The sequence below is a fragment of the Micromonospora sonchi genome (assembly GCF_014646235.1).
GTDB lineage: Bacteria > Actinomycetota > Actinomycetes > Mycobacteriales > Micromonosporaceae > Micromonospora > Micromonospora sonchi.
Genome location: NZ_BMNB01000005.1, coordinates 213,991 through 236,260, shown reverse-complemented (window position 1 = coordinate 236,260; position 22,270 = coordinate 213,991). Strand labels below are relative to the sequence as shown.

Here is a 22,270-nt window from a genome sequence, read left to right as displayed (position 1 = left end):
GCAGGCGGCGCACCGACGCCCAATCGGGTCAGAGTGGCGGTCCGGCGTAACGCCGGCCGTCGAGGTACGGCCAGGGATTCGCGACGCAGCCGTTCAGGAAGAGCGTCTGCTGCATCATCACCGGCGCCGGCTTGCCCTTGCCCGGGCAGCGCTCGTGCCGGTGACCCAGCTCGTGTCCGACCTCGTGGTTGACCACGTAGGTGCGGTAGACGGTCAGCGGCACCTTCGCCTCGACGTAGTGCGGCACCGACAACCGCCACCGCTCCAGATTGATGATCGCCTTGCCCGGGGCGCGGCAGGAGGTGTACGGCCGCCCACCGATCCGGATGTCCACGCCGCCGGCGGCGCACATCCGGCCCGCCGTCCGCGCCGTCGCCAGATACACGGTGAAGTCGTACGCGGACCCCTCGGGGACCTGCCGCAACCTCAGCCGGCCGCTGTCCACCCAACTGCCGGGGCCGGTCAGCGCCTCCTGCACCGCCAGGGCGAACTCGCCCGGCTCGACACCGGAGCCGACCTCGGCCGCGACCCGGTAACTCCGCACCCGGCCGGCAGTGCCCAGCACCGGGCCCCTCCGGTCGTCGATCTCGAAGCTGCCCCGCCCCGCCGATGGGACCGGCCCGGGCTGCCGCAGCATCGGAGGCTCGGGCGACGGGCTCGCCGAGGGTGACACGGAAGACGGGGCCACCGACGGCGGCGCGGCCACCACCGTCGACGCCGATGGGGCGGAAGCGTTCACCTCACCGGCGCCGGCCGCCCCGCGCAGCCATTCGCCGCCCCCGGCGACCAGCATCACCGCCGCACCGACCGCCGCCAGCACCACGATCGTCCGTAGGACCACCTCGGGCCGCCGCCGGGGCGGCTTGCCGCGCGCGCCACCGGCACCTGGTGCTGCCGAATTCCTCGGGCGGACATGCCGGCCGGGGCACCGGCGATGGCTGTGAGGGAGTGACACCCGGCCATCCTGCCAGGTCGATCCGGCGGCCGCGCTACCCCGTTTCGGTGAGCAGCCCGACCACGGCCCGGGCCACCAGTCGCGGAACCTCCAGCTGCGCCACGTGACCGACGCCGTCGAGCATCAACAGCCGGCTGTCCGGGATCACCCGGGCGGTCTGCGGCGCCACCCGCACGTCGACCAGCCGGTCCTGCCGACCCCCGACGACCAGCGTCGGCGCCTGCACCGCACCGGCCATCCGCCACAGCGAACCCGAGCCCGGCAGGTACGACCGGAGGAAGCTGGAGACCAGGCCGCGGAAGGTCCGGACGTACGCCGCCGCGTGGTGCTCCGCCTGGTAGCGCACCTGGATCTCCTCCAACGCCTCCCGCCGGCGCTGGTCGCAGATCCGGCTGAGATCGGCCACACACGCCTCCATCACCTCCTTGGCCATCACCTCCGGCGCCACCTGGGCCAGCCGCCAGGCGGCCAGCCGCTCACCCTGGGGGATCGCCAGCAGGGGCAGCATCCGACCCTGCAACGACCGGCGGAAGTCGAGGAACGGCAGGGCCGGCGAGACCAGGGTCAGCGTCCGGACCAGGTCCGGCCGTAGGGCCGCCACCCGCACCGAGATCGCCCCGCCCAGCGAATTGCCGAACAGGTGCACCGCTCCCCGGCCGGAGTGCTCGATCCAGCGGATCACCCGCTGCGCGAAGACCGGCACGGTGTAGCGCTGGCCCGGCTCGCTGCGGCCGAAGCCCGGCAGGTCGATCGCCTGGCCGTCCAGCCGGTCGGCGAGCAGACCGGCCAGGTCGGTCCAGTTCTGCGACGAACCACCCAGCCCGTGAACGTAGAGCGCTGGTTCCGCGTCGGGCCCGGTGGCCGGCGTCTCCCGCACGTAGGTGACCAGGCCGTCGAGGCGTACCTTTCGGCCGGGCCACGGCGGCGGAACCGAGTGGGCAGGTAGCAGCTGATCCGGCCAGAGGGTAGCGGGCTTCACCGTTTCAGTCTGCCCGGGCCGGCTCAGGCCAACAGCGCTTCGAGCCGCCGATTCACCGCAGCCAGGGTGGCCCGCACCACCGCCTGCCGGGGGTCACCGGCGACGAGGGCGGAGCCGGCGAGTTGCTCGACCCATCCGTCGCAGACCAGCAGCACCACGACGGTGGCCACCTCACAGTTGCCGAACGGCACCACAGCGGCGTGCTCCACGAAGCACCGGCCCCGGTCGGCGGTGACGCCGGTGCCGTGCAGCAGCTCGTCGATCGCGGCCGCCGCGGCCACCGCGCAGAGTCGCAGCACGTAGCCGTCCACGGCGGGTCCGGTGGCGTAACCGGCCGCGTCCTGCTCCTCGGCGATCAGCCGGACCTCGACCGTGGCGTCCAGCCCGAAGGTGCTCACCTGGACGTGGTCGAGCACCACTCGGGGGCCGGGCGTACCGCCGGTGTTCAGCGGCCGGGACGGCGCGGACTCCGTGGTGGTCAGCTGCCCGCCGGAATAGGAGGCGCCGAGGGTGGCGGGGCTGCCCGGCGGGACCGCTTCCTCCGTGGTGGCCCGGCTCCGGCCGGTGGCCGGCGCCGGCCGGCGCCGCCTCGAGGGGTCCGCCGCCGGCTCGGGCTGCCGTCCCTGGCGCGAATCGGCCGGCCGGGCGGCGATGGCCTCCGCCCGGGTACCCGCGGGTCGGTTGACCGGACGGCGGGGCTCGCCGGTGGGTCGGGGCTCGCCGGCGTCGCCGCCCCGGTTCTCGGCGGACCGTCGGCGCACCGGCGCGACCGGCGTTCCCGGCATGGCATGCGGCGCGGCGGCCAGCCCCATGCGTTCCTGGAGCAGGCGGGCGACCTGCCGACTCACCTCGGCGGAATCGGCGCCGTCGGCGAGGTCGAGACGCAGGCTGTGGGCACCGGCCGGGGTACGGCGCAGGGACGCGTCGCGCACCCCATCGACACCGCGTACGGCGCTGAGGATCGCATTGACGTCGAAGCCCTCGGGCCGATCGCGCAACGGTGCCGACTCGTCCTCCCGACGCAGATGGGTGGCGATCCGGGCGAGTTCCGGAGTTTCGGCGGCTGGGTCCACGGCTGGCGGCTCCGGCACGACGGGCACGTCCGGTTCGGCGGGGACGCGCTGCGGCAACACCGCCGAGGTGCTGTCCGGCGGCTGCTCACCGGGCAGCACCGGATCAGGCGCGGATCGGCGTGCCGCGTAGGGGGCTGCGCTCGTCGGAACGGGCGCGGTGGGGGTGCGCTCACGGCGGCCGGGCCCGCCGGCGGACGCACCATCCGCCGTATCGGTCGGCACCGAGGTGGGGCCGGGCACGGCCGGCTCCGGAGCGGGCTGGGGCGCGGCCGGCTCACTGGGCACCGAACGAAGCCGGAACGGCCGGTAGGCCGGCAGGTCGGACGCCGGCCCGGCCTCGGCCACCGGCAACGCCGACCCCGGTTCGGGCGGGGCCTCCCGGGCGAACGGCGGGGCGCTGTTCGGCGGGGCGCTGGCCGGCGGCACGCTGACCGGCGGGGCGCTGACCGGCGGGGCGCTGACCGGCGGGGCGCTGGCCGGGCCGAGAGCCCACGGCAGGCGTTCCTCGCCGGGCGACTGGGCGGCGGCTCGGCCTGCCCATGACGGAGACTCGTCGGTTCGGGTGCCCCACGGCAACGTCTCGTCGGCGGGGGCGCCACTGACCGGGGGCGTCCCCCAGGAGGGGTGCTCTCCGGCCGGTCCACCGGTCGACCGGGCGGCCCACGACGGGCGTTCCGGGCTCGGCGGAGCGCGGTGCGGCTCGGTCGCCCACGCCGGCCGCTCGGCCGACTCAGTCGCCCACGCCGGCCGCTCGACCGGCTCGGGCTCGGCCGCGGGCTCCTGCTCCGGGCCGGGCCGGGCCTCCGATCGGGACGGCTCGTACGGGCGGGACGGCTCGACGGGTACCGCCTCGTAGGGGCGCGTCGGTTCGGCGCGCACCGGCTCGTACGGCCGATTGGGCTCGCTGGCCCAGCCCTGGGCCGGTGTCTCGCGCGACCGCCGGTCGGTCGGTTCGCCGTCGTCACGGGCCCAGGACGACGCGTCGCCGCGCGCCCAGGAGGGGGCCCAGTCACTGGCCGTGCCGGACCGGGCCCAGCTCGCGCGCTCGGGCTCAGCCGGCGGCGGCTCGGCCGGAGGCTGCCCGCCGGCATCGGGGCCGGGCACCGGCGGCCGGTCGGCGGTACGGCCGCTGCCGGGAAACGCGGGCCGGGCCTCGGGCCTCGGCTCCGGCGGAAACGTGTCCTCCCACTCGGGTGGCTGACCGCCCACCGGCCCGCCGCCCGAACGCTCGGCGGTGGGGGCGTGCAGGCCGGGTGGCATCTCGAAGCCGGAGGCGGCGGTGGGGGCGTGCAGGCCGGGTGGCATCTCGAAGCCGGAGGCGGCGGTGCCGACGGGCGGCACCTGCACGGCCGGTGGCGCGGAGGTCGGCAGGCCCGTGCTCCCGGCTGCGGGCTGTTCGGCGGGCGGCCCGGGACGCGGGGCGGGTACCACCAGCCGGTCCCGGCCCGGATCGTGGCCCGGATCCCGGCCCGGATCGTGGCCCGGATCGTGGCCCGGACCGTGGCCGGATTCGCGCGGCCCGGGCGGGGCGCTCACCGGGGCGTGCTGGCCGACGGAAGGCTCCTCCGGGTGGTGCACGCCGTTGACGTGGTGCCCGTTGACCCGGACAGGCTGCTCGGGCCCGGTCGGCTCACCGAACGGGGCGGGCAGGTCGGCGCGGCGCGGCGCGGCGGTGGCCCATCCGGAGGGTGCCCCGGGGTGGCGCCAGGTCGCGGCGGCGTCGTCGCCACCCCACGTCCAGTCAGGGGCCGACGGTGTCCACCCGCTGCCGGAACGGGCCAGGTCATCCCGCTGACCCGTCCCGTCGCCGTGCTCTCCCGGGGTGGCGGCACCGGGTTGCCCTGTTTCACTCACCGCGCGCTCCTTGGTCGCCCCCGCTGAGGCTACCGTGTGGCGACAGTGGCGATAAGTTACAGCGGCGGGCCAATTCCGTGCGGGGTTTCCGGGCCCCGACCGGTTCGGGTGAAATGCCGGCCCGTACGACAACCTCGGAGGTTCCCATGACCACTGTTGGGAACGGCGCCCAGACCGCCGGCCGGCCCACCCGCCTTCCCCGGTCGGCGCGCCGCAAGCAGCTGCTCGCCGCAGCTCAGGAGGTGTTCGTCGCGCAGGGCTATCACGCTGCGGCAATGGACGACATCGCCGAGCGCGCCGGGGTCTCAAAACCCGTGCTGTACCAGCACTTCCCCGGCAAGATGGAGCTCTACCTCGCACTGCTCGACACGCACTGTGACGCGATCGTCGCAAAGGTGCACGACGCCATGGCGAGCACCACCGACAACAAGGAACGGGTCAGCGCCTCGGTGCGGGCGTACTTCGACTTCGTCGATCACGAGAGTGAAGCCTTCCGCCTGGTCTTCGAGTCGGACCTGCGCAACGACCCGGCCGTACGGCAGCGCGTGGAGCGGGTCGGGCAGGGCTGCATCGCGGCCATCACCGACACGATCATCTCCGACACCGGAATCAGCCGGGAAAACGCCGAGTTGCTCGCCTCCGGCCTGGTGGGCGCGGCCGAGACCGCCGCACAGTTCTGGCTGGCCGGCGGGCGTCAGGTGCCCAAGGCCGAAGCGGAGGCACTGGTGGCCGCGCTCTCCTGGCGCGGCATCGCCAGCTTCCCGTTGCAAGGTGAGTCAGCCTGAACCAACACCATGTGATCGGATAGCCTTCGCACGGCGGTCATTTTCGCCCGACGAGGGAGGCACAGTGGAGGTCAAGATCGGCGTGCAGTACGCACCGCGCGAACTGGTCCTGGAGAGCGCGCAGTCGCCGGCCGAGATCGAGCGGATCGTGACCGACGCCGTCGCCAGGGGCGAGGGCACGCTCTCCCTGACCGACGAGAAGGGCCGGCGGATCATCGTGCCGGTCGGCAAGGTCGCCTACGTCGAGATCGCGGAGGCGTCTCCCCGGGCGGTCGGCTTCACCGTCCGCTGACGAATCAGTCGTTACGGCCGGCGGCCACCCGCGTGATGCGGGCGGCCGCCCCGCCCGAGGCGACCCCGTCTCACCCCCTCGCTCACCAGGGCCGCCAACGCCCAGTGGTGACACACGTCACACTTCTGCCTTCGCCGTAGCGTTCAGTCGCTCGGGAATCGGGACGTGGTCTGGCCCGTTCAGGTAGCATGAAGAAGTTGCCGTAGGTGCTGAGCCGGCCGGAATCCCAATCGAGTTCCGGTCGAAGTCCGACCCGCGGCGCGCGTGCGGCCCGGTCCGCTCGGCCTTCTGCCGCCGACCGTGTGGCCCGCGCCATACCGATCGCGCCCTGATGACATGACGGGGCGCACCCACGAGAGGGCACCCCCAAATTCACATGAGTGAGCTGACTCAAGACCTCACAGACGGCCAGGAACTGGCCCCGACCGCCCCGGTTCGGCCGGAGGCGCCGACCTTCGCCGAGCTCGGCGCGCGCGCCGAGACGGTCGACGCGCTGGCCGCGGCCGGCATCATCCGCGCCTTCGCCATCCAGGAGTACGCGCTCCCGATCGCGCTGCGTGGCGCCGACCTGATCGGGCAGGCCCCGACCGGCACCGGCAAGACCCTCGGTTTCGGCGTGCCGCTGCTGGAGCGGGTCTTCGCGCCCGACGAGGGTTGCGACGGCCTGCCCCAGGCCCTGGTCGTCGTACCAACCCGCGAACTGGGCATCCAGGTCGCCAAGGACATCGCGGCGGCCGGCCGCACCCGGGGCGTACGCGTGCTGCCGATCTACGGCGGTGTGGCGTACGAGCCGCAGATCGAGGCGCTCCGCAAGGGCGTGGAGATCCTGGTCGGCACCCCGGGCCGGTTGCTGGACCTCGCCAAGCAGAAGCACCTGCGCCTGCACGGGGTGCGTGCGCTGGTGCTGGACGAGGCGGACCGCATGCTCGACCTGGGCTTCCTCGACGACGTCGAGCGGATCCTGGCGATGCTGCCGGAGGACCGGCAGACCATGCTGTTCTCCGCGACCATGCCCGACCCGATCGTGACGCTGTCCCGGCGGTTCCTGCGCCACCCGATCACGATCCACGCCGGGCACACGGCGGAGACCGGTCCGTCGCCGCAGACGGAGCAGTTCGTCTACCGCACGCACTCGATGAACAAGATCGAGATCGTCGCCCGGATCCTCCAGGCGGAGAGCCGCGGGCTGACGATGATCTTCACGCGCACCAAGCGGGCCGCCGACCGGGTGTCCGAGGACCTCGACTTCCGCGGCTTCGCCGTGGCGGCGGTGCACGGTGACCTCGGCCAGGGTGCCCGCGAGCGGGCGCTGCGGGCGTTCCGGGCTGGCAAGATCGACACCTTGGTCGCCACCGACGTCGCCGCACGGGGCATCGACGTCAGCGGCGTCACCCACGTCATCAACTACGACTGCCCGGAAGACCAGGACACCTACACCCACCGGATCGGCCGTACCGGCCGGGCCGGCGCGAGCGGCGTGGCGGTGACCTTCGTCGACTGGGACGACATGCCCCGCTGGCGGATCATCGACAAGACGCTCGGGCTGGACATGCCGGAGCCGCTGGAGACGTACCACACCTCCCCGCACCTCTACACGGACCTGCACATCCCGCCGGAGGTCACCAGCACCCTGCCGACCGCCGAGCGCACCCGCGCCGGTCTCGCGGCCGAGGTCGAGGAAGACCTGGGCGGCGGCCGGTCCCGCCGAAGCGAGCCACGCGGCGGTTCCCGCGACCGTGACCGGGGCCGCGGCCGGGGCCGGGGCGAAAGCGCTCGCGGCGGTCGCGGGCGCGCCGAGGGCAGTCGAGAGCCGGTCGGCGACAGCGGGCCGGACGCCGCCGAGGCCACGACGGGCGAGGCAATGCGTACCCCCCGCCGCCGTCGACGCCGCCGGGCCGGCGAACTGGTGGCCGGTGAGGCGATGGCCGGCACCGACGCGGCCCCGAAGGCCAGCAACGGCCTGCCCGCCGAGACCGCCCCGGGCGCTGCCGGTGAGACACCTCGCCCACGCCGACGCCGACGCCGTGGCGGCGCCGGCAGCAGCGGTACGCCCGCCGAGGCCACCGCCGACTGACAGCACCCGCCCACCCCACCCCGCGGTCCGCTTCGGCCCGGCCCCGGCGATAGGCGGCCGGGCGACACACCCGGGTAGCGAGGGCCTTGTCACCTCCAGCCATGCCGCGACGATGGTGTGGCGGGCGGACCTGGGAAGATGGAGCGATGCCCGAACCCTTGGACTCGGCCCTGGCCGAGGTGCGCTCGATGCTCCTCAATCCCGCGCTGACCCGGGCCGTGGCCGCGGGGCGCCGGCGTGGTCAACATCCCTCGGTGGTGCGGGCCGAGTTGCGGCCGGTCGCGCTCAAGGCCGGCCCGCGATTGCAGATCGCCACCTCCGACGGGGCCCGGCCGTACACCCGCAACGTCGCACCGGGTCCGGAGGCGGACGCCGCGGTCGAAGCGCTGCTGGCCGAACCGTTCGGCAACTGGCACGTGGAGACCACCGACCGCACGCTGCAACTGCGGGTCACCAAGTCGGGCGAGGCGCAGGTCCACCGGACGACGGCCGCCCGCCCGGCCGTCGCGCCGGCCGGGCACGACCGGGTCAAGGAGTACCTGCTCGATCCCGGCGACCCGATTTTCGCCGAGATCGGTGGTTCGGCGGCGAAGCGGCGGCAGGTCGACGCGTTCCTGCGAGCGCTGGCGGCCACCCTGCCCGTCGAGCCGGCCCGGAACCTGCCCGGCCCGTTGCGCGTGGTGGATCTGGGCTGCGGCAACGCGTACCTGACCTTCGCCGCCTACCGGTACCTGTCGCAGCTCGGCCTCGACGTCGAGCTGGTCGGCGTGGACGTCCGCGAGGACCAGCGCCGCCGCAACACCGAACTGGCCGAACGGCTGGGTTGGGCCCACCGGGTGCGGTTCGTGGCCGGCACCATCGCCGACGCCGACGTCGAACCAGCTCCCGATCTGGTGCTCGCGCTGCACGCCTGCGACACCGCAACCGACGAGGCGCTGGCCCGCGCGGTGCGCTGGGGCGCCCGTTGGGTGCTCGCCGCGCCGTGCTGCCACCACGACATCGCGGCGCAGTTGCGCGCCCAGCCGGCTGCCCGGCCGTACGACCTGCTGACCCGGCAGGGCATCCTCCGGGAGCGCTTCGCGGACGTCCTCACCGACGCGCTGCGCGCCGCCCTGCTGCGGCTGCACGGCTACCGGGCCGAGGTGGTCGAGTTCGTCGACTCCGCGCACACCCCACGCAACCTGCTCATCCGCGCTCGTCGTACGGATGCCGAACCGACCGAGGGGCAGCGAACGGAATATCGCGAGTTGGTCGCGCAGTGGCAGCTCACCCCCCGTCTGGAGACCCTGCTCAAGCCCTCCGAGCCGGATCGCTGACCGATCCCGGTCTCACCGCCGGGGCCGCCTGGTCGGTCAGTCAGTTCTTTCTCTCCGCCGCCGTACTACTCTCGGAGAGCGCACCGCGGGGTGCCGGTCGGGAGGGACCACCCACCGGATGGGATCGGCAGAGGTTTCGCCACAGATGGCCTTCGCGCGCTTCGTGCGCCAGGCCATCGACGAGGCCCGCGAAGAGCACGGATGGACGGTCAGAGACCTGGCCTCGCACACCGGCGTCGGCCGCTCGACCGTCTTCCGCTGGCTGGCCGGCGACTGGCAGGACTACCCCGAACTGGCCAAGGTTCGCGGCTTCTGTGCCGCGCTGGACCTCCCGGTGGCGGCGGCCTTCCGCGCGCTCGGCCTGCCCGACGCCGGCCCGGGGCCGTCGCGGCGTGGCAGGGACGACAGCCCGGTCGAGGCCGACGTCCGGGTGATCCTGCAACGGCTGGCGGATCCGACGGTGCCCGCCGAGGAGAAGCACCACATCCGCGATCTGCTGCGCTACCTCGCCCGTCGCCCGATCCGTCGGGCCGGCTGACGCTGCATTCGCCGGCCGGCGGGGGCCCGCCGCCGTGTTCGGCTGACCTTCGCCCCGGCTACGGCACCGCCGCCGTGAACTCGGCGGTCCGCGCCTCGCCGCCGGTGGCGAAGTCCAGATAGAGGCGGTACCGCCCGGATGCGGGAGTGGCCAACCAGAACTGGATCGCACCATCCACCAGCTCCGGCTCGGGATGCACGTGCAGGTAGCCGAGATCGCCCTCGCGCAGCACGACGAGGTGGCCGTACGCCCCGAGGTAGCGCTCCAGCGCTGGGCCGGTGCCGTCGCCCGCGGTGACCCGGAAGACCAGCGGCACGGTCAGGCCAGGCTCGGGTGTGCCGTGGTAGCCGACGGTGAACCCGTCGACCGTGGCCGTGGTCGCCGGTGCGGGCAGGGCCCGGGGGGCGTACCCGCCCGGTGCCACCAGGTCCACGCCGAGGGTCGTCGCCGTCTGCCGGCCGTCGTCGGCGAGCGCCGTGAAGTCGGCGTACGCCCGCCAGACGCCCGGCTCCGGCAGCGTGAGCGGCACCGACCAGGTCCCGTCCGCCGCCATGGTCGGGTGCAGGTGCTGGTAGCCGGTCAGGTCGCGGCGCACCACGATCAGATGCATCGGCTTGTCGTGCACCACCGCGAAGCGGGTCACCGCCCGGCGTTGCTCGTCCCGAATCTGGAACCGCAGCTCCCCGGCGCGCCCGGCGGTGAACTCGGCGGACGCCGGGGTGAGCGTGTAGCCGTCCCGGCTGACCGCCAGCCCCCCCGCCTCGGCCGCCTCGGCCTGCCCCGCGCCGTGCGAGTGCGCGCCGATCCCGGGCGCGTGGACGTGGTCGGCCAACGCGCTGTCCACCGCCCCACCCGCCGCCGGCCCACCGCCGTTGATCCGGCCGAGCCCGAACCCGAGCAGCACGGCGAGAACGAGCCCGCCGACCACCAGAGCCAGCCGGACCGTGGCCCGATCCGGCACCGCGGAGACCCCTTCGGGATCGGCGCCGTCCCCCGCCGCCGATCGCTCGACCCTCCGCACCGACCCGAGCGCCAACGCGTCGAGGTCCTGCTCACCCATGGTCCCCACCGTATCGCCGCCCCTCCCCGTCCCCTCCCACCCCACCCCACCCCACCCCCGATCCTTCGCCGATCTTGCACTTTGTGTCGCCGATACAGATCATTCACCCCTTTTACCCCGACCAAAAGTGCAAGATCGCCGGGGTGGGGGTGGGGGTGGGGTCAGGCTGCCAGGGCTAGGGTCAGGGGGAGGACTGCGGGGGCGCCGGCGTGGCGGAGGGCGCGGGCCGCGAGGGTCATGGTCCAGCCGGAGTCGACCAGGTCGTCGACCAGCAGCACCGGGCCGTCCAGTCCGGCCAGGGCGTCGGCCAGTGCCTCGGGCACGGTGAGGTTTCCGTGCAGGGCGCGTACCCGCTGGGCGCTGTTGCCGCGCGGCCCGTCGCCGCCCACCGGCCCGGCCGAGGTGACCCGACCGAGCAGCGGTAGCCGCCCGACGGTGGAGATCCGCTCGGCCAGCGAACCGATCAGCACCGGGTGGGTACGCGAGTCGACCGCGACCACGCCGACCGGGCGGGCGGGCCACCGGTCGTCGCCGTGCGCCCACGCCTTGAGCACCTCGATGACGGCGGCGGCCACGTCGTCGGGCAACGGGCCGTCCGGTGTGCCCGGCCCGACCAGGTTCCGCAGCCGGCCACCCCAACCGAGGTCGGAGAGCCGGCCGACGGCGCGGCCGGGCAGCGCCTGCTCCGCCGGGGCGATGCGCCCCTTCAGCGGTACGCCGACCGCCGCCAACCCGGTCGGCCAGAGCTTCTTCGGCGCAATCTGGACGCCGGGGCGGCCGAGGAAGGTCTGCGCGGCGGTCAGCGCGGCCGGCGACACCTCCGGCGAGAAGAGCGGCCGGGCACAGCGGTCACACCGGCCGCAGTCGGCCGCCTCCGCGTCGTCCAGGCACTCGCGCAGATAGCGCATCCGGCAGTCGGTCGTCGAGGCGTACCCGAGCATGGCCTGCTGCTCGGCGGCGCGGGCGGCGGCGACACGGCGCAACCGGGCCGCGTCGTAGACCCAGGGCTCGCCGGTGGCGAGCCAGCCGCCGCGCACCCGGCGGACCGCGCCGTCCACGTCGAGCACCTTGAGCATCAGCTCCAGTCGGGCCCGGCGCAGGTCGACCAGGGGTTCCAGGGCCTGGGTGGAGAGCGGCCGGTCGGTGTGCAGGGCGGCGAGCACCGCGCGGACCTGCTCCTCGGGCGGGAAGGCGAGCGAGGCGAAGTACCGCCAGATGGCCGCGTCCTCGACGCCGGGCAGCAGCAGCACCTCGGCGTGCTCGACGGCCCGGCCGGCCCGGCCGACCTGCTGGTAGTAGGCGATCGGCGAGGGCGGCGCGCCCAGGTGCACCACGAAACCGAGGTCCGGCTTGTCGAAACCCATGCCGAGGGCGCTGGTGGCGACCAGCGCCTTGATCTTGTTGTCGAGCAGGTCCTGCTCGGCGGCGCGGCGGTCGGCGTCCTCCGCCTGCCCGGTGTACGCGGCCACCGACCAGCCCCGCGATCGGAGGAACTCGGCGGTCTCGGTCGCCGCGGCGACGGTCAGCGTGTAGACGATGCCCGAGCCGGGCAGCCGGTCCAGGTGGTCGGCGAGCCAGCCGAGCCGGTGCGCCGGGCTCGGCAGGTCGAGCACGGCCAGTCGCAGCGACTCGCGGTCCAGGCTGCCGCGCAGCACCAGGGCGTCGCCGAGTTGTTCGGCCACGTCCTGCGTCACCCGGGCGTTGGCGGTGGCGGTGGTGGCCAGCACCGGCGTGCGCTCGGGCAGGTTGCCGAGGAAGGTACGCAGCCGGCGGTAGTCCGGCCGGAAGTCGTGCCCCCAGTCCGACACGCAGTGCGCCTCGTCGACCACCAGCAGGCCGGTGGTGGCGGCCAGCTTCGGCAGCACGCTGTCCCGGAAGTCCGGGTTGTTGAGCCGTTCCGGACTGATCAGCAGCACGTCCACCACGCCGGCGTGGATGTCGGCAGTGATCTCGTCCCACTCGTCGAGGTTGGCCGAGTTGATGGTGCGGGCCCGGATCCCGGCCCGTCCGGCCGCCTCGACCTGGTTGCGCATCAACGCCAGCAGGGGAGAGACGATCACCGTGGGGCCGGTCGCCTCCGCGCGCTCGCGCAGCAGGGCGGTGGCCACGAAGTAGACCGCCGACTTGCCCCACCCGGTGCGCTGCACGCAGAGCACCCGCCGCTCGTCGATCACCAGGGCCTCGATCGCCCGCCACTGGTCCTCGCGGAGCCGGGCGTCCTCGCCCGCCAGCCGCCGCAGCACCGCCTCGGCCCGCTGCCGCACCGCCGTCCGTTCCTGGCTCATCCGGCCTTTCTACCAGCGTCCGGCCGCCGGGTTCACGGCCACCGACAACCCGGCCGCCGCCTCGTCTAGAGTCGTACGGTTCTCGTTCGATCCGGGAGAGAGACGAAATGACTCAGCGAACCGGCACCACCGCCACCACCCGGCGGTTCGCGGCCACCGCGGTCGCCCTGCTGGCTGCGACTCTGTTGGCCGGCTGCAACGACAAGGATGCCAGCCCGCAGGCGGCCCCACCGCCACCGGACCCGAAGCAGGAACTGCTGACGGCGGTGCCCGACGACGAGGACCCGGCCTTCCGTTTCATCACCAGCGACGCCTCGGGTGACGTCTCGGGCGTGATCGACCCGACCAACCGCGGCATGGAGATGAAGATCGTCGGCAAGGAGAAGGATTTCACCCTGGAGATGTCCTTCCGGTTCGTCGAGTCACGCACCTGGATGAAGGTGAGGTTCAAGGGCGATCGGGACATCCAGAAGTTGATGAAGCTGCCGACCACCTGGATGGAGCTGGATCGGACGAAGGTCGAGGGGGCCGACGAGATGCCCACGTACGAGGGCACCGACCCGGGCAACGCCGAGGTGATCATTCGCGCGGCCACCGACGTCCAGGCCGGCGAGGACGGGACGTACACGGGTGTGGTCGACTTCTCCACCGAGCCGGAGCTGGTGGAGGCCATGGCGGGCGTGGCGCCTCTCGGCGACGCCGCCGAGCCGGTTCCGCTCACCGCCGTCGTCGGCCCGGACGGCAACCTCACCTCGCTCACCCTGGCGATCCCGGCACTCGGTAAGCAGAAGGCGTCGAAGTACGTCGTGGAGTACTCCGACTTCGGCACCGCCCCGGAGATCGTCGCCTTCGTCGGTGACGAGGCGAAGCCTGCGCCGAAGGCGGCGTACGACATGCTCAACAACGGCTGACGTCGGCCACTCGTGAGGTTGGCGGGCGGCACGCCGCTGTGCCGCCCGCCGGTGATCAGCCCGGCCGACGTGGACCGAGGCGCAGGGCGTTGCGGAGCAGGGCCAGGCGGGGGGCCAGGCTGGCCAGGCCGCCGGGGAAGAAGTAGACGGCCAGGATGAAGACGGTGCCCAGGACGAAGAGCGGCTCGGAGAGCGGGCGGCTGAGGAAGGCCGGCAGCGCGCTCACCGCGTCGGAGCTGCCGAAGGAGACCAGGCGGTGGTCCAGGTACATGTAGAGGATGCCGCCCAGCACCGGGCCCCAGCGGGTGCCCGGCCCGCCGAGCACCACCATCACCAGCAGTGACAGGGTCAGCTCGCTGCTGGTGATGTGCGGCGAAGCGCCGCCGACGATCAGGCAGTAGACCGTTCCGCCCGCCGCCGCCAGACCGCCCGACAGCGTGAAGGCGACCAGCTTGAAGCGGTACGGATCCAGCCCGAGCACCCCGATGCGGCGTTCGTCGTCGCGTACCCCGGCCAGCACCCGCCCGGTCGGCGAGGCAGCGACCCGGTGCACCACGAACACCACCGCGACCAGGTACGCCAGGGCCAGCCAGTACAGGTTGACCGTGTTGGCGACGCCGACCAGACCGGCGGGCAGCCCGGCGACGTCCAGCGGCAGCCCCTCCTCGCCGCCGGTGAGCCCGCCGAAGTCGCGAGCCACCAGGATCGCTCCGACCTGGGCGAAGGCCAGCGTCACCATGGCGAAAGCGATGCCAATGGTACGCAGTGCCACCGCCCCGATCAGGCCGGCGAGGGTCGCCCCACCGACGATCGCCAGCGGCGCGGCCTGCCACAGCGGCAGCCCGGCCCGTGTGATCAGGATGTCGGTGCCGTACACCCCGGCGGCGAAGTAGAGGGCGTGCCCGAAGGAGAGCATCCCGGTCCGCCCGAACAGCAGGTCGTAGCCGGCAGCCAGGCCGCCGAAGACCAGGCAGACGGCGAGCAGTTGCAGGGTGCCCGGCGAGTTCAGCGTCCCCTCGAAGATGCCCGGCAGGTGCAGCGTCGAGTACGGCAGGATCACCGCCACGGCCAGCACCACCAGCGGCAGGTAGGGGCGCAGCCGGTTGAAACGGCCCGGGGTCGACTCGGTCGGCACCGCCGCCGGGGGCGCGGGAAGCTCGGGGCTCTTGACCTCGGTCATGCCGTTGCCACCTTTCCGGCGATGCCCTGCGGGCGCAGCAGCAGCACCACGGCGAGCAGCGCGACCACGCAGATGTCGCCCAGCCCGGAGGTGCCGTAGTAGTTCACGAACTGTTGCAGCAGCCCGACCGCGACCGCCGCGTACGCGGACCCGACCACCGAGCCCATGCCGCCGATGACCACCACGATGAACGCGAAGATCAGCAGCGAGCCGCCCTGCTGGGGCGAGACGGTGCCGAAGTAGACGCTGCCCAGCGCGCCGGCCAGCGCCGCCGCCGCCCCACCGATCGCGAAGACCAGGGTGAACGCTTTGCGTACGTCGATGCCCAACGCGGTGACCATCTCCCGGTTCTCCACCCCGGCCCGGATGATCAGGCCGTAGCGGGTCCACTGGAGGAAGGCCAGGATCGCGGCGAGCACCAGCACCGCTGCGATGATCAGCAGCAGGCCGCCGTTGGGCACCTGCGCGCCCAGGATCGAGGTCACCTGCCGGGTCCACTCCGGGCGCGGGAACGGTCGCGCGTCCGCGCCCCAGGTGGCCTGCAGCAGCGCCACCCCGGCCAGGGAGAGACCCACCGTGACCAGCACCTGCTCGATGGTGCGGGAGTAGAGCGGCCGGATCAGCACCAGCTCGACCAGCACCGCCATCAGCGTGCCGGCGGCCACCCCGAAGGCGACCGCGACCACGAAGCCGAGGCCGTCCGGCCCGGCACCGGGCAGGTTCCCCGCCGCCCACCACGTGGCGTACGCGCCGACGCCGAGGAAGAGCCCGTGCGCGAAGTTGAGCACGTCGGCCAGGCCGAAGACCAGCGACAGCCCGGAGGCCACCAGGAAGTACAGCGCCGCCAGGCCGAGCCCGGTCAGCGTCAGCAGAATGATCGTGTCCATCAGCTGCCGTCCTCCCGCGCCGGGCCCGGCGTGCTGGCGGGTGCCCCCGGCTCCGTGCCGGCCCCGTGGTGCTCGCCCTGCGCCGAGCCGACGCCGAGCAGCGACTTGGTCAGCGCGGTCGCCGACAGCAGTTCCTGGGCGTCACCGGTCCAGGCGACCCGGCCGGCGGCGAGCACCACCGCGTCGTGGGCCAGCCGCCGGACCACGGCCAGGTTCTGCTCGACCAGCAGCACCGGCACGGATTCGGCCACCCGTTCCAGCACCTCGGCCACCTCGGTCACCACCTTTGGCGCCAACCCCTTGGTCGGCTCGTCGACCAGCAACAGCTGGTTGTCGTTGAGCAGCACCCGGCCGATGGCGAGCATCTGCTGCTGCCCGCCGGACAGCGAGCCGGCCCGCTGCCGGGACCGCCGGTCCAGCTCGGGAAAGAGCGCGAACACCCGGTCGTACGCTGCAGTGGTGCCCCGCCGCTCGGCGAGCCGCAGGTTCTCCGCGACGGTGAGCCCGGCGAAGACGCAACGGTCCTCCGGCACGTAGCCGAGCCCGCCGCGGACCAGCCGGTGGGTGGGCTGCTCCAGCAGGCTCCGGGTGCTCATCCGCACCGTGCCGCGGACCTCCCCGTTCCGCGGGGTGAGGCCGACGATCGCGCGCAGGGTGGTGGTCTTGCCGACGCCGTTGCGTCCGAGCAGCACGGTGACGCCGGTCGGCGCGACCGTGAAGGACACCCCCTGGAGGATGTGCAGTCCGGCGATCCGCACCGACAGGTCCTCTACCGTCAGCACCGGCTCAGTCATAGCTCCTCACCCAGGTATGCCTCTTGCACGGTCGGGTTGGCCATCACCGTCTCCGGGGTGTCGCAGGCGAGCAGAGCGCCGTGGTGCATCACGGCGATCCGGTCGGCCAGCTCCAGGATCACGTCCATGTGGTGCTCGACCATCAGCACCGAACGGCCGCTGTCGCCGGTCAACGACCGGATCACGCGCACCAGTTCCGGCACGTCCTCGGCGCTGACCCCGGCCATCGGCTCGTCCAGCAGCATCACCCGCGGCTCGCCGGCCAGCAGCAGCGCGATCTCCAGCTTGCGTTTCTCGCCGTGGGCGAGGGTGCCGGCCAACGCCGTACCCCGGTGGGCCAGGCCGACCCGGTCGAGCGCCGCGTCGGCGGCGGCGGCCACCTCCCGGTCGGCCGCCGCCCGCCGCCACAGCTTCATCGAGCCCCCGCGTTGTGCCTGCACGGCGAGCCGGACGTTCTCCCGCACGCTCAGCGAGCCGAAGACCGAGGACGCCTGGAAGGTACGCCCCAGCCCGAGCCGGGCCCGCCGGTGCGGCGGCAGGGCGGAGATGTCCCGCCCGTCCAGGGTGACGTTTCCCTCGGTGGGCCGACGCAGGCCGGTGATCAGGTTGAACAGTGAGGTCTTGCCGGCGCCGTTGGGCCCGATCACGCCGAGGAACTCCCCGGGCGCCAGGTCGAGGTGAACGGAGTCGACGATGGCGACCTCACCGATCCGCCAGGTCAGACCGCGGGTGGCGAGCATGGCGAACCTCAGCCCTTCATCGCCTGGACCGGCGGTGCGGTCTCCTCGCCGGTGAGCGCCTTCTGCGCGGTCGCGGTGAAGTTCTCCCCGCTGCCGGTCAGGTTGGCCTGGTACATCGGCTGGAGCAGGGCGTGGTCCTCGGCGCGGATGGTCATCGTGCCCTTCACGCCCTCGAAGCTCCAGCCCTCCAGCGCGGAGACCATCTTGTCCACGTCGTCGCCGCCCTCCTGAACGGCCCGGACCACCATCTGCGCGGCGGCGAAGCCGTCCGGGTGGAACAGGTCGAGGGTGCCGCCGGGAACCTTGGCCTTCGCGGCCTCGGCCGCCTCGGTGTCACTGGCCCCGTCGAAGTAGTGCGACAGGAAGGAGATCTTGCTGCCGGCCGCGCCGAAGGTGGGCCAGGAGGCGCGGATGTCCAGGCCGGTGACGACCGTGGTGGAGGTGAGTACGCCCTGCTGGTCGAGGGTCTGCCACATCGCCGGGGCGGTGGTGCCGGCCCAGGCGACGAAGAGCAGGTCCGGCTTGGCGGACTTGATCTGGCTGGCGAACGGGGTGAACTCGGTGGCGCTGGCCGGTGCCCGGACCGCGCTGACGGTGGCCCCGGCACCGCCGATGACCTCCTTGACCGCCGCCTCGTTGGCGTCACCGAACGCGCCGTCCTGGGCGAAGACCACAACCTTCTTGCCGGCCGGGTCACCGATGAACGATTTTGCGGTCACCACGTCCTGGTACGACTGCCGGCCGGAACGGAACGTGTACTTGTTCGCGCCGGTCACCGCGTCGGTGGCGGCCGGCCCGGAGATGAACAGCACCTTGTTCTGGGCCGCGATCGGAGCCACCTGGAGCGCCACCCCGGAGGCCGTCGAGCCCGCGATGATCTTGTTGCCCTTGCCGATCAGGTCCTTGGCCGCGGAGACCGCCTTCGCCGGGTCACCGGCGTCGTCGACCTCGGTGATCTCGATCGCCCGGTCACCCACCTTGTTGGTGCCGTTCGTGGCGAAGTCCAGACCCGCCCGGAACCCTTCGATGTACTGCTTTCCGTAACTGGCCAACGCTCCCGACTGGGAGTAGACCAGACCAACCTTCACCGGCGCGGCGCCGTCGCCACCGCCGCTGGCGGTGTCCTGCGGACTGCCACACGCCGTGGCCGCGAGCGCCGCGGCCATCATCGTGGCGGTGGACAGGAACACCCGTCGTGTCGTCCGGACCGTCATAGCGACTCCACGTGAGGACTCAGAGGAAGAGAAACCTTATGTGTCGGCTCACGCTAGAAGTGACGTCACCCACGGGCTATGTGGCGGCAACACACAAGTAGCCAGGATGGAGTGGCCAGCCTTGACAAGCAGCCGGCCTCGGCGATCGCGCCACCGCGCCCGGGCGGCGACCACCCCCACCCTCCAGCCCGCTCGTGTGTCGGCCCCGGACACGTTGCCTCTTGATCAACTCCGTTTCGCCGAAGTGGCGGCAACCACCGCCGCCGGATACCGCCATTCCGCCGGAACGGGGGCCGATCACCGCTGCGCAGCGCGCGGGTGACCGCCCGGGCGAACCGCTTCGCGGCGGCCAGACTGGTGACCCGCACCGGCAGGTGCACCACGAAAGGACCGGTGCTCATCGCCGCCCCTCCGGCGTGAACCGGGCTCGCCGAACCAACCGGAGTCCTCCCATGCCAACAGCAGAAGCCCCATACCACCGCATCGCCAACGACATCGCCGCGAAGATCAAGAGCGGCGAACTCAAGCCCGGCGACAAGCTCCCGTCAACGCGAGAGATCGCCGAGTCGTACAACGTCCACATGAACACGGTGTCCCGCGCCCTGTCGCTGTTGCACGACCGCAAGCTGATCACCGGTCAGCCCGGACGGGGCACCTTCGTCGCCGAGCGCACTGACGGTCAGCACCTGGTTGAGCGGGCCGAGGCCGGAGGCCACAGCTTCGAATAGGCGTCATTTCACACAGACATAAATATTTCACCGTGAAACAACGCAGCCAACGAGTAGTGCTCCCACCGGCTACCCGGTGTCTGCGGCAGCGCCTACTCGGACGTCAACTGCTGGGCCAGCCGGTCCAGGCCGCCCTTGATCAGCTGCCCGTACTCGTCATCGCCGAGCGCGCCGATTCCCGCCTCCGCACGCTGGAGGTGCTCGCGAGCCCGGCCGAGATCGCCGATCTTGCGGGCTTCGGTCCCGCCGGTCTCGTCCCAGATCTGTGCGAACAGGTCGCGAGCAGCCGCACGCTGGCCTTGATGATGATGCAACTGCACCCCTTGGTTGATGCGGGCGAGCGTTGCATCGGTAATCATCGGCTCTCCTACCCGACCCGGTCAGCGACGACGACATGGATCGTTGGATGATCACTGCGGCAGCCGCTCCTTCGCCGCAAGGCGGTCTCCTTCTCCTCAGGGATCCGCCTCAGCAGACCGGGCCGGGCTGACCGGCAGTTGGTCGCTGCCTGACCGTCCGATGAATCCTCGGGATTGGCGTATTCGACTCCCGAGAAAGGGACGGAATCGGAAGATTGTCTGATGCGCCGGTTCTTCCGTCACCCCGTCCGGCTCGTGCCGATCGGCTTCCTGGTGGCGATCCTGCTCGGCACCGGCCTGCTGATGCTGCCCCCGATGGCGGTCGAGCCTCGGCACCCGTCCTTCCTCACCGCGCTGTTCACCAGCACTTCGGCGATCTCGGTCACCGGTCTGGCCGTCGTCAGCACCCCGACCTACTGGTCCACCTCCGGTCTGGTGGTGATCGCCGTGCTCACCCAGATCGGCGGCCTCGGCATCCTGACCGGCGCCGCGCTGGTGATCCTGACCGTCTCCCGGCGGCTCGGCCTGCACAATCGACTGCTGGTCCAGGCCGAGACGCTGGAGTACGGGCTTGGCAACATCCGCCGGCTGCTGCTGCACATCGGCGCCACGGTGCTGGTCTGCGAGACGCTGATGACGATCATCGTCAGCGGACGGCTCTGGCTGGACTACGACTACTCACTGGGCCGCGCGCTCTGGTCGGGCGGCTTCCACTCCGTACAAACGTTCAACAACTCCGGCTTCTCGCTCTACCCCGACGGGCTACGAGGCTTCTCCCAAGACCCCTGGGTCACCCTGCCGCTGGCCCTCGGCGGCATCGTCGGTGGGCTCGGCTTCCCAGCGCTGTTCGAGGCGGCCCGCCAATGGCGACAGCCGCGGCGCTGGGCGGTCGCCACCAAGCTGAGCATCTGGGGCAGCCTCATCCTGGTCGCTGTCGGCACCATGGTGTTCCTGGCCGTCGAGTGGGCCAACCGGTGGACCATCGGGCAGTACTCCGTCGCGGACAAGCTGCTCGCCGCGTTCGGCCAGATCGCGCTGGCCCGGACCGGCGGGATCGAGCTGGTGCCGGTCAGCGCGCTCCGCGAGGAAAGCTATCCGCTGCTGATCGGTTTGATGTTCATCGGCGGCGGCAGCGCCAGCACCGCCGGTGGGATCAAGGTCTCCACCTTCTTCCTGCTCGCCTTCGTCATCTGGGCGGAGGTCCGCGGCGAGCCCGACGTGACGGTCGGGCATCGGCGGGTCGCCACCGCCAGCCAACGACAGGCACTCACCGTCGCACTGCTGAGTGTCGCGATCGTGGCCGTTGCCGCGACCCTGCTCATCGCGATGACCAACCACCTGCCCTTCCAGGCCGCCCTCTTCGAGATCACCTCGGCCTTCAGCACCACCGGACTCACGGTCGGCGTGGCGTCGGCGCTCTCCGACGCCGGGCACCTCCTGCTGATCGCGCTGATGTACATCGGCCGGGTCGGGCCACTCACCCTCGGCTCGGCGATCGCCCTGAACACCCGGCACCGGCTCTATCGCTACGCAGAGGAGCAACCCATTGTCGGATAGGAACGCCGACTCCGACGGCGTCGTCGTGATCGGGCTAGGTCGGTTCGGCAGCCACCTCGCCGAGTCGCTCAACGCACTCGGCCACGAGGTGCTGGCGATCGACGACAACCCGCAGCAGGTGCAGAAGTGGTCGGCGCAGCTCGCCCAGGTGGCGCAGGCCGACTCCACCAACGGGGAGGCACTGCGCCAGCTCGGCGTGGCGGAACTGCCACGGGTGGTGGTGGCCATCGGCGCCTCGGTGGAGGCCAGCGTGCTCACCGTGCTCGCCCTGGTCGAGCTCGGCGTACCGCAGATCTGGGCCCGAGCCACCTCCACCCAACACGCGAAGATCCTCGAAGCGGTCGGCGCCCAACACGTGATCTTTCCGGAGGCGGAAACGGGCGAACGGCTGGCTCATCTGATCGTCAGCCGGATGCTCGACTTCGTGGAGTTCGAGGGTGCCTTCGCCATCGCCAAGATGCGGGTGCCCCAGCCACTGGTCGGTGGCGCGATCACCGAGGCATGGCTGCTGAACCGCCACGGCGTACGGGTGGTCGGGGTCAAGCGGACAACCGAAGACCGGTTCCATTACGTCTCGGAGGGGCTGGAACTCTGCCCGGACGACATCATCATCGTGGAGGGAGCCATCGAGCAGGTCCAGCGTTTCTCCACCCTGACCTGACCGTGCGCGTACCACGAACGCTCCGGGC

20 protein-coding genes are annotated in these 22,270 nt (G+C 72.4%); 9 read left to right on the top strand and 11 right to left on the bottom strand.

Annotation, left to right across the window (positions count from 1 at the left end):
- Positions 1-28: 28 nt before the first annotated feature.
- The 3 genes from IEY61_RS07975 to IEY61_RS07965 all read right to left on the bottom strand — a co-directional run bounded on the left by IEY61_RS07975 (position 29) and on the right by IEY61_RS07965 (position 4,861).
- Positions 29-841 carry a DUF3152 domain-containing protein gene (locus IEY61_RS07975; RefSeq protein ID WP_229705755.1) on the bottom strand — a complete coding sequence of 271 codons (813 nt, stop codon included), beginning with the start codon at positions 839-841 and terminating at the stop codon, positions 29-31.
- Positions 842-989: 148 nt separating this feature from the next.
- The gene (locus IEY61_RS07970) at positions 990-1,934 is read right to left on the bottom strand and encodes an alpha/beta fold hydrolase (RefSeq protein ID WP_189042043.1); all 945 of its coding nucleotides are present in this window, start codon (positions 1,932-1,934) and stop codon (positions 990-992) included.
- A 23-nt stretch (positions 1,935-1,957) separates the two neighbouring features.
- Positions 1,958-4,861, bottom strand: coding sequence for a hypothetical protein (locus IEY61_RS07965; protein ID WP_189042041.1), 2,904 nt, complete (start codon positions 4,859-4,861; stop codon positions 1,958-1,960).
- A 146-nt stretch (positions 4,862-5,007) separates the two neighbouring features.
- Between IEY61_RS07965 and IEY61_RS07960 the strand changes: the two genes are divergently transcribed.
- From IEY61_RS07960 to IEY61_RS07940, 5 genes are all read left to right on the top strand, one after another.
- Complete coding sequence (locus IEY61_RS07960; protein WP_189042039.1) at positions 5,008-5,646, top strand: TetR/AcrR family transcriptional regulator; 639 nt, start codon at positions 5,008-5,010, stop codon at positions 5,644-5,646.
- 64 nt (positions 5,647-5,710) lie between these two features.
- On the top strand, positions 5,711-5,938 hold the full coding sequence (locus IEY61_RS07955) for a DUF3107 domain-containing protein (protein WP_099849490.1): 228 nt from the start codon (positions 5,711-5,713) through the stop codon (positions 5,936-5,938).
- Positions 5,939-6,314: 376 nt separating this feature from the next.
- Entirely contained in the window at positions 6,315-8,012 is a 1,698-nt protein-coding gene (locus IEY61_RS07950) for a DEAD/DEAH box helicase (protein WP_189042037.1), read from the top strand.
- Between the two features lie 146 nt (positions 8,013-8,158).
- Positions 8,159-9,328 carry a class I SAM-dependent methyltransferase gene (locus tag IEY61_RS07945; RefSeq protein WP_189042035.1) on the top strand — a complete coding sequence of 390 codons (1,170 nt, stop codon included), beginning with the start codon at positions 8,159-8,161 and terminating at the stop codon, positions 9,326-9,328.
- A 118-nt stretch (positions 9,329-9,446) separates the two neighbouring features.
- Positions 9,447-9,866: a helix-turn-helix domain-containing protein gene (locus IEY61_RS07940; RefSeq protein ID WP_189042033.1), complete on the top strand. Its 420-nt coding sequence runs from the start codon at positions 9,447-9,449 to the stop codon at positions 9,864-9,866.
- A gap of 58 nt (positions 9,867-9,924) precedes the next feature.
- Here the strand turns inward: IEY61_RS07940 and IEY61_RS07935 are convergent, their stop codons facing one another.
- Positions 9,925-10,926 carry a DUF8832 domain-containing protein gene (locus IEY61_RS07935; protein WP_229705754.1) on the bottom strand — a complete coding sequence of 334 codons (1,002 nt, stop codon included), beginning with the start codon at positions 10,924-10,926 and terminating at the stop codon, positions 9,925-9,927.
- Between the two features lie 161 nt (positions 10,927-11,087).
- Positions 11,088-13,211: a RecQ family ATP-dependent DNA helicase gene (locus tag IEY61_RS07930; RefSeq protein ID WP_189042030.1), complete on the bottom strand. Its 2,124-nt coding sequence runs from the start codon at positions 13,209-13,211 to the stop codon at positions 11,088-11,090.
- A gap of 107 nt (positions 13,212-13,318) precedes the next feature.
- Here IEY61_RS07930 and IEY61_RS07925 point away from each other — a divergent pair, with 107 nt between their 5' ends.
- Positions 13,319-14,122: a hypothetical protein gene (locus tag IEY61_RS07925; RefSeq protein ID WP_189042028.1), complete on the top strand. Its 804-nt coding sequence runs from the start codon at positions 13,319-13,321 to the stop codon at positions 14,120-14,122.
- A gap of 55 nt (positions 14,123-14,177) precedes the next feature.
- On the opposite strand, the gene IEY61_RS07920 is transcribed toward IEY61_RS07925, so the two are convergent.
- Genes IEY61_RS07920 through IEY61_RS07900 form a run of 5 tightly spaced genes read right to left on the bottom strand, consistent with a single transcriptional unit; the run spans position 14,178 to position 18,937 of the window.
- A complete protein-coding gene (locus IEY61_RS07920) occupies positions 14,178-15,302 on the bottom strand; it encodes a branched-chain amino acid ABC transporter permease (RefSeq protein WP_189042026.1) in 1,125 nt (374 codons plus the stop codon).
- Positions 15,299-16,189, bottom strand: a complete 891-nt coding sequence (locus IEY61_RS07915) for a branched-chain amino acid ABC transporter permease (RefSeq protein ID WP_189042024.1) — start codon at positions 16,187-16,189, stop codon at positions 15,299-15,301. The genes IEY61_RS07920 and IEY61_RS07915 overlap by 4 nt, the downstream gene beginning before the upstream one ends.
- The gene (locus tag IEY61_RS07910; protein WP_189042022.1) at positions 16,189-16,983 is read right to left on the bottom strand and encodes an ABC transporter ATP-binding protein; all 795 of its coding nucleotides are present in this window, start codon (positions 16,981-16,983) and stop codon (positions 16,189-16,191) included. The genes IEY61_RS07915 and IEY61_RS07910 overlap by 1 nt, the downstream gene beginning before the upstream one ends.
- Positions 16,980-17,723, bottom strand: a complete 744-nt coding sequence (locus tag IEY61_RS07905; protein ID WP_189042020.1) for an ABC transporter ATP-binding protein — start codon at positions 17,721-17,723, stop codon at positions 16,980-16,982. Before IEY61_RS07905 ends, IEY61_RS07910 begins: the two co-directional genes overlap by 4 nt.
- Positions 17,724-17,731: 8 nt before the next feature.
- Positions 17,732-18,937, bottom strand: coding sequence for a substrate-binding domain-containing protein (locus IEY61_RS07900; RefSeq protein WP_189042018.1), 1,206 nt, complete (start codon positions 18,935-18,937; stop codon positions 17,732-17,734).
- A 452-nt stretch (positions 18,938-19,389) separates the two neighbouring features.
- On the opposite strand from IEY61_RS07900, the gene IEY61_RS07895 reads away from it, so the two are divergent.
- A complete protein-coding gene (locus tag IEY61_RS07895) occupies positions 19,390-19,665 on the top strand; it encodes a GntR family transcriptional regulator (protein WP_189042016.1) in 276 nt (91 codons plus the stop codon).
- A gap of 92 nt (positions 19,666-19,757) precedes the next feature.
- Here IEY61_RS07895 and IEY61_RS07890 read toward each other — a convergent pair whose 3' ends face one another.
- On the bottom strand, positions 19,758-20,024 hold the full coding sequence (locus IEY61_RS07890; protein WP_189042014.1) for a hypothetical protein: 267 nt from the start codon (positions 20,022-20,024) through the stop codon (positions 19,758-19,760).
- A gap of 222 nt (positions 20,025-20,246) precedes the next feature.
- Between IEY61_RS07890 and IEY61_RS07885 the strand changes: the two genes are divergently transcribed.
- The gene (locus IEY61_RS07885) at positions 20,247-21,581 is read left to right on the top strand and encodes a TrkH family potassium uptake protein (protein WP_189042012.1); all 1,335 of its coding nucleotides are present in this window, start codon (positions 20,247-20,249) and stop codon (positions 21,579-21,581) included.
- Positions 21,571-22,242 (top strand): potassium channel family protein, encoded by a 672-nt coding sequence (locus tag IEY61_RS07880; protein WP_189042010.1) that lies wholly within the window; start codon positions 21,571-21,573, stop codon positions 22,240-22,242. The genes IEY61_RS07885 and IEY61_RS07880 overlap by 11 nt, the downstream gene beginning before the upstream one ends.
- The last annotated feature ends 28 nt before the right edge of the window (positions 22,243-22,270 follow it).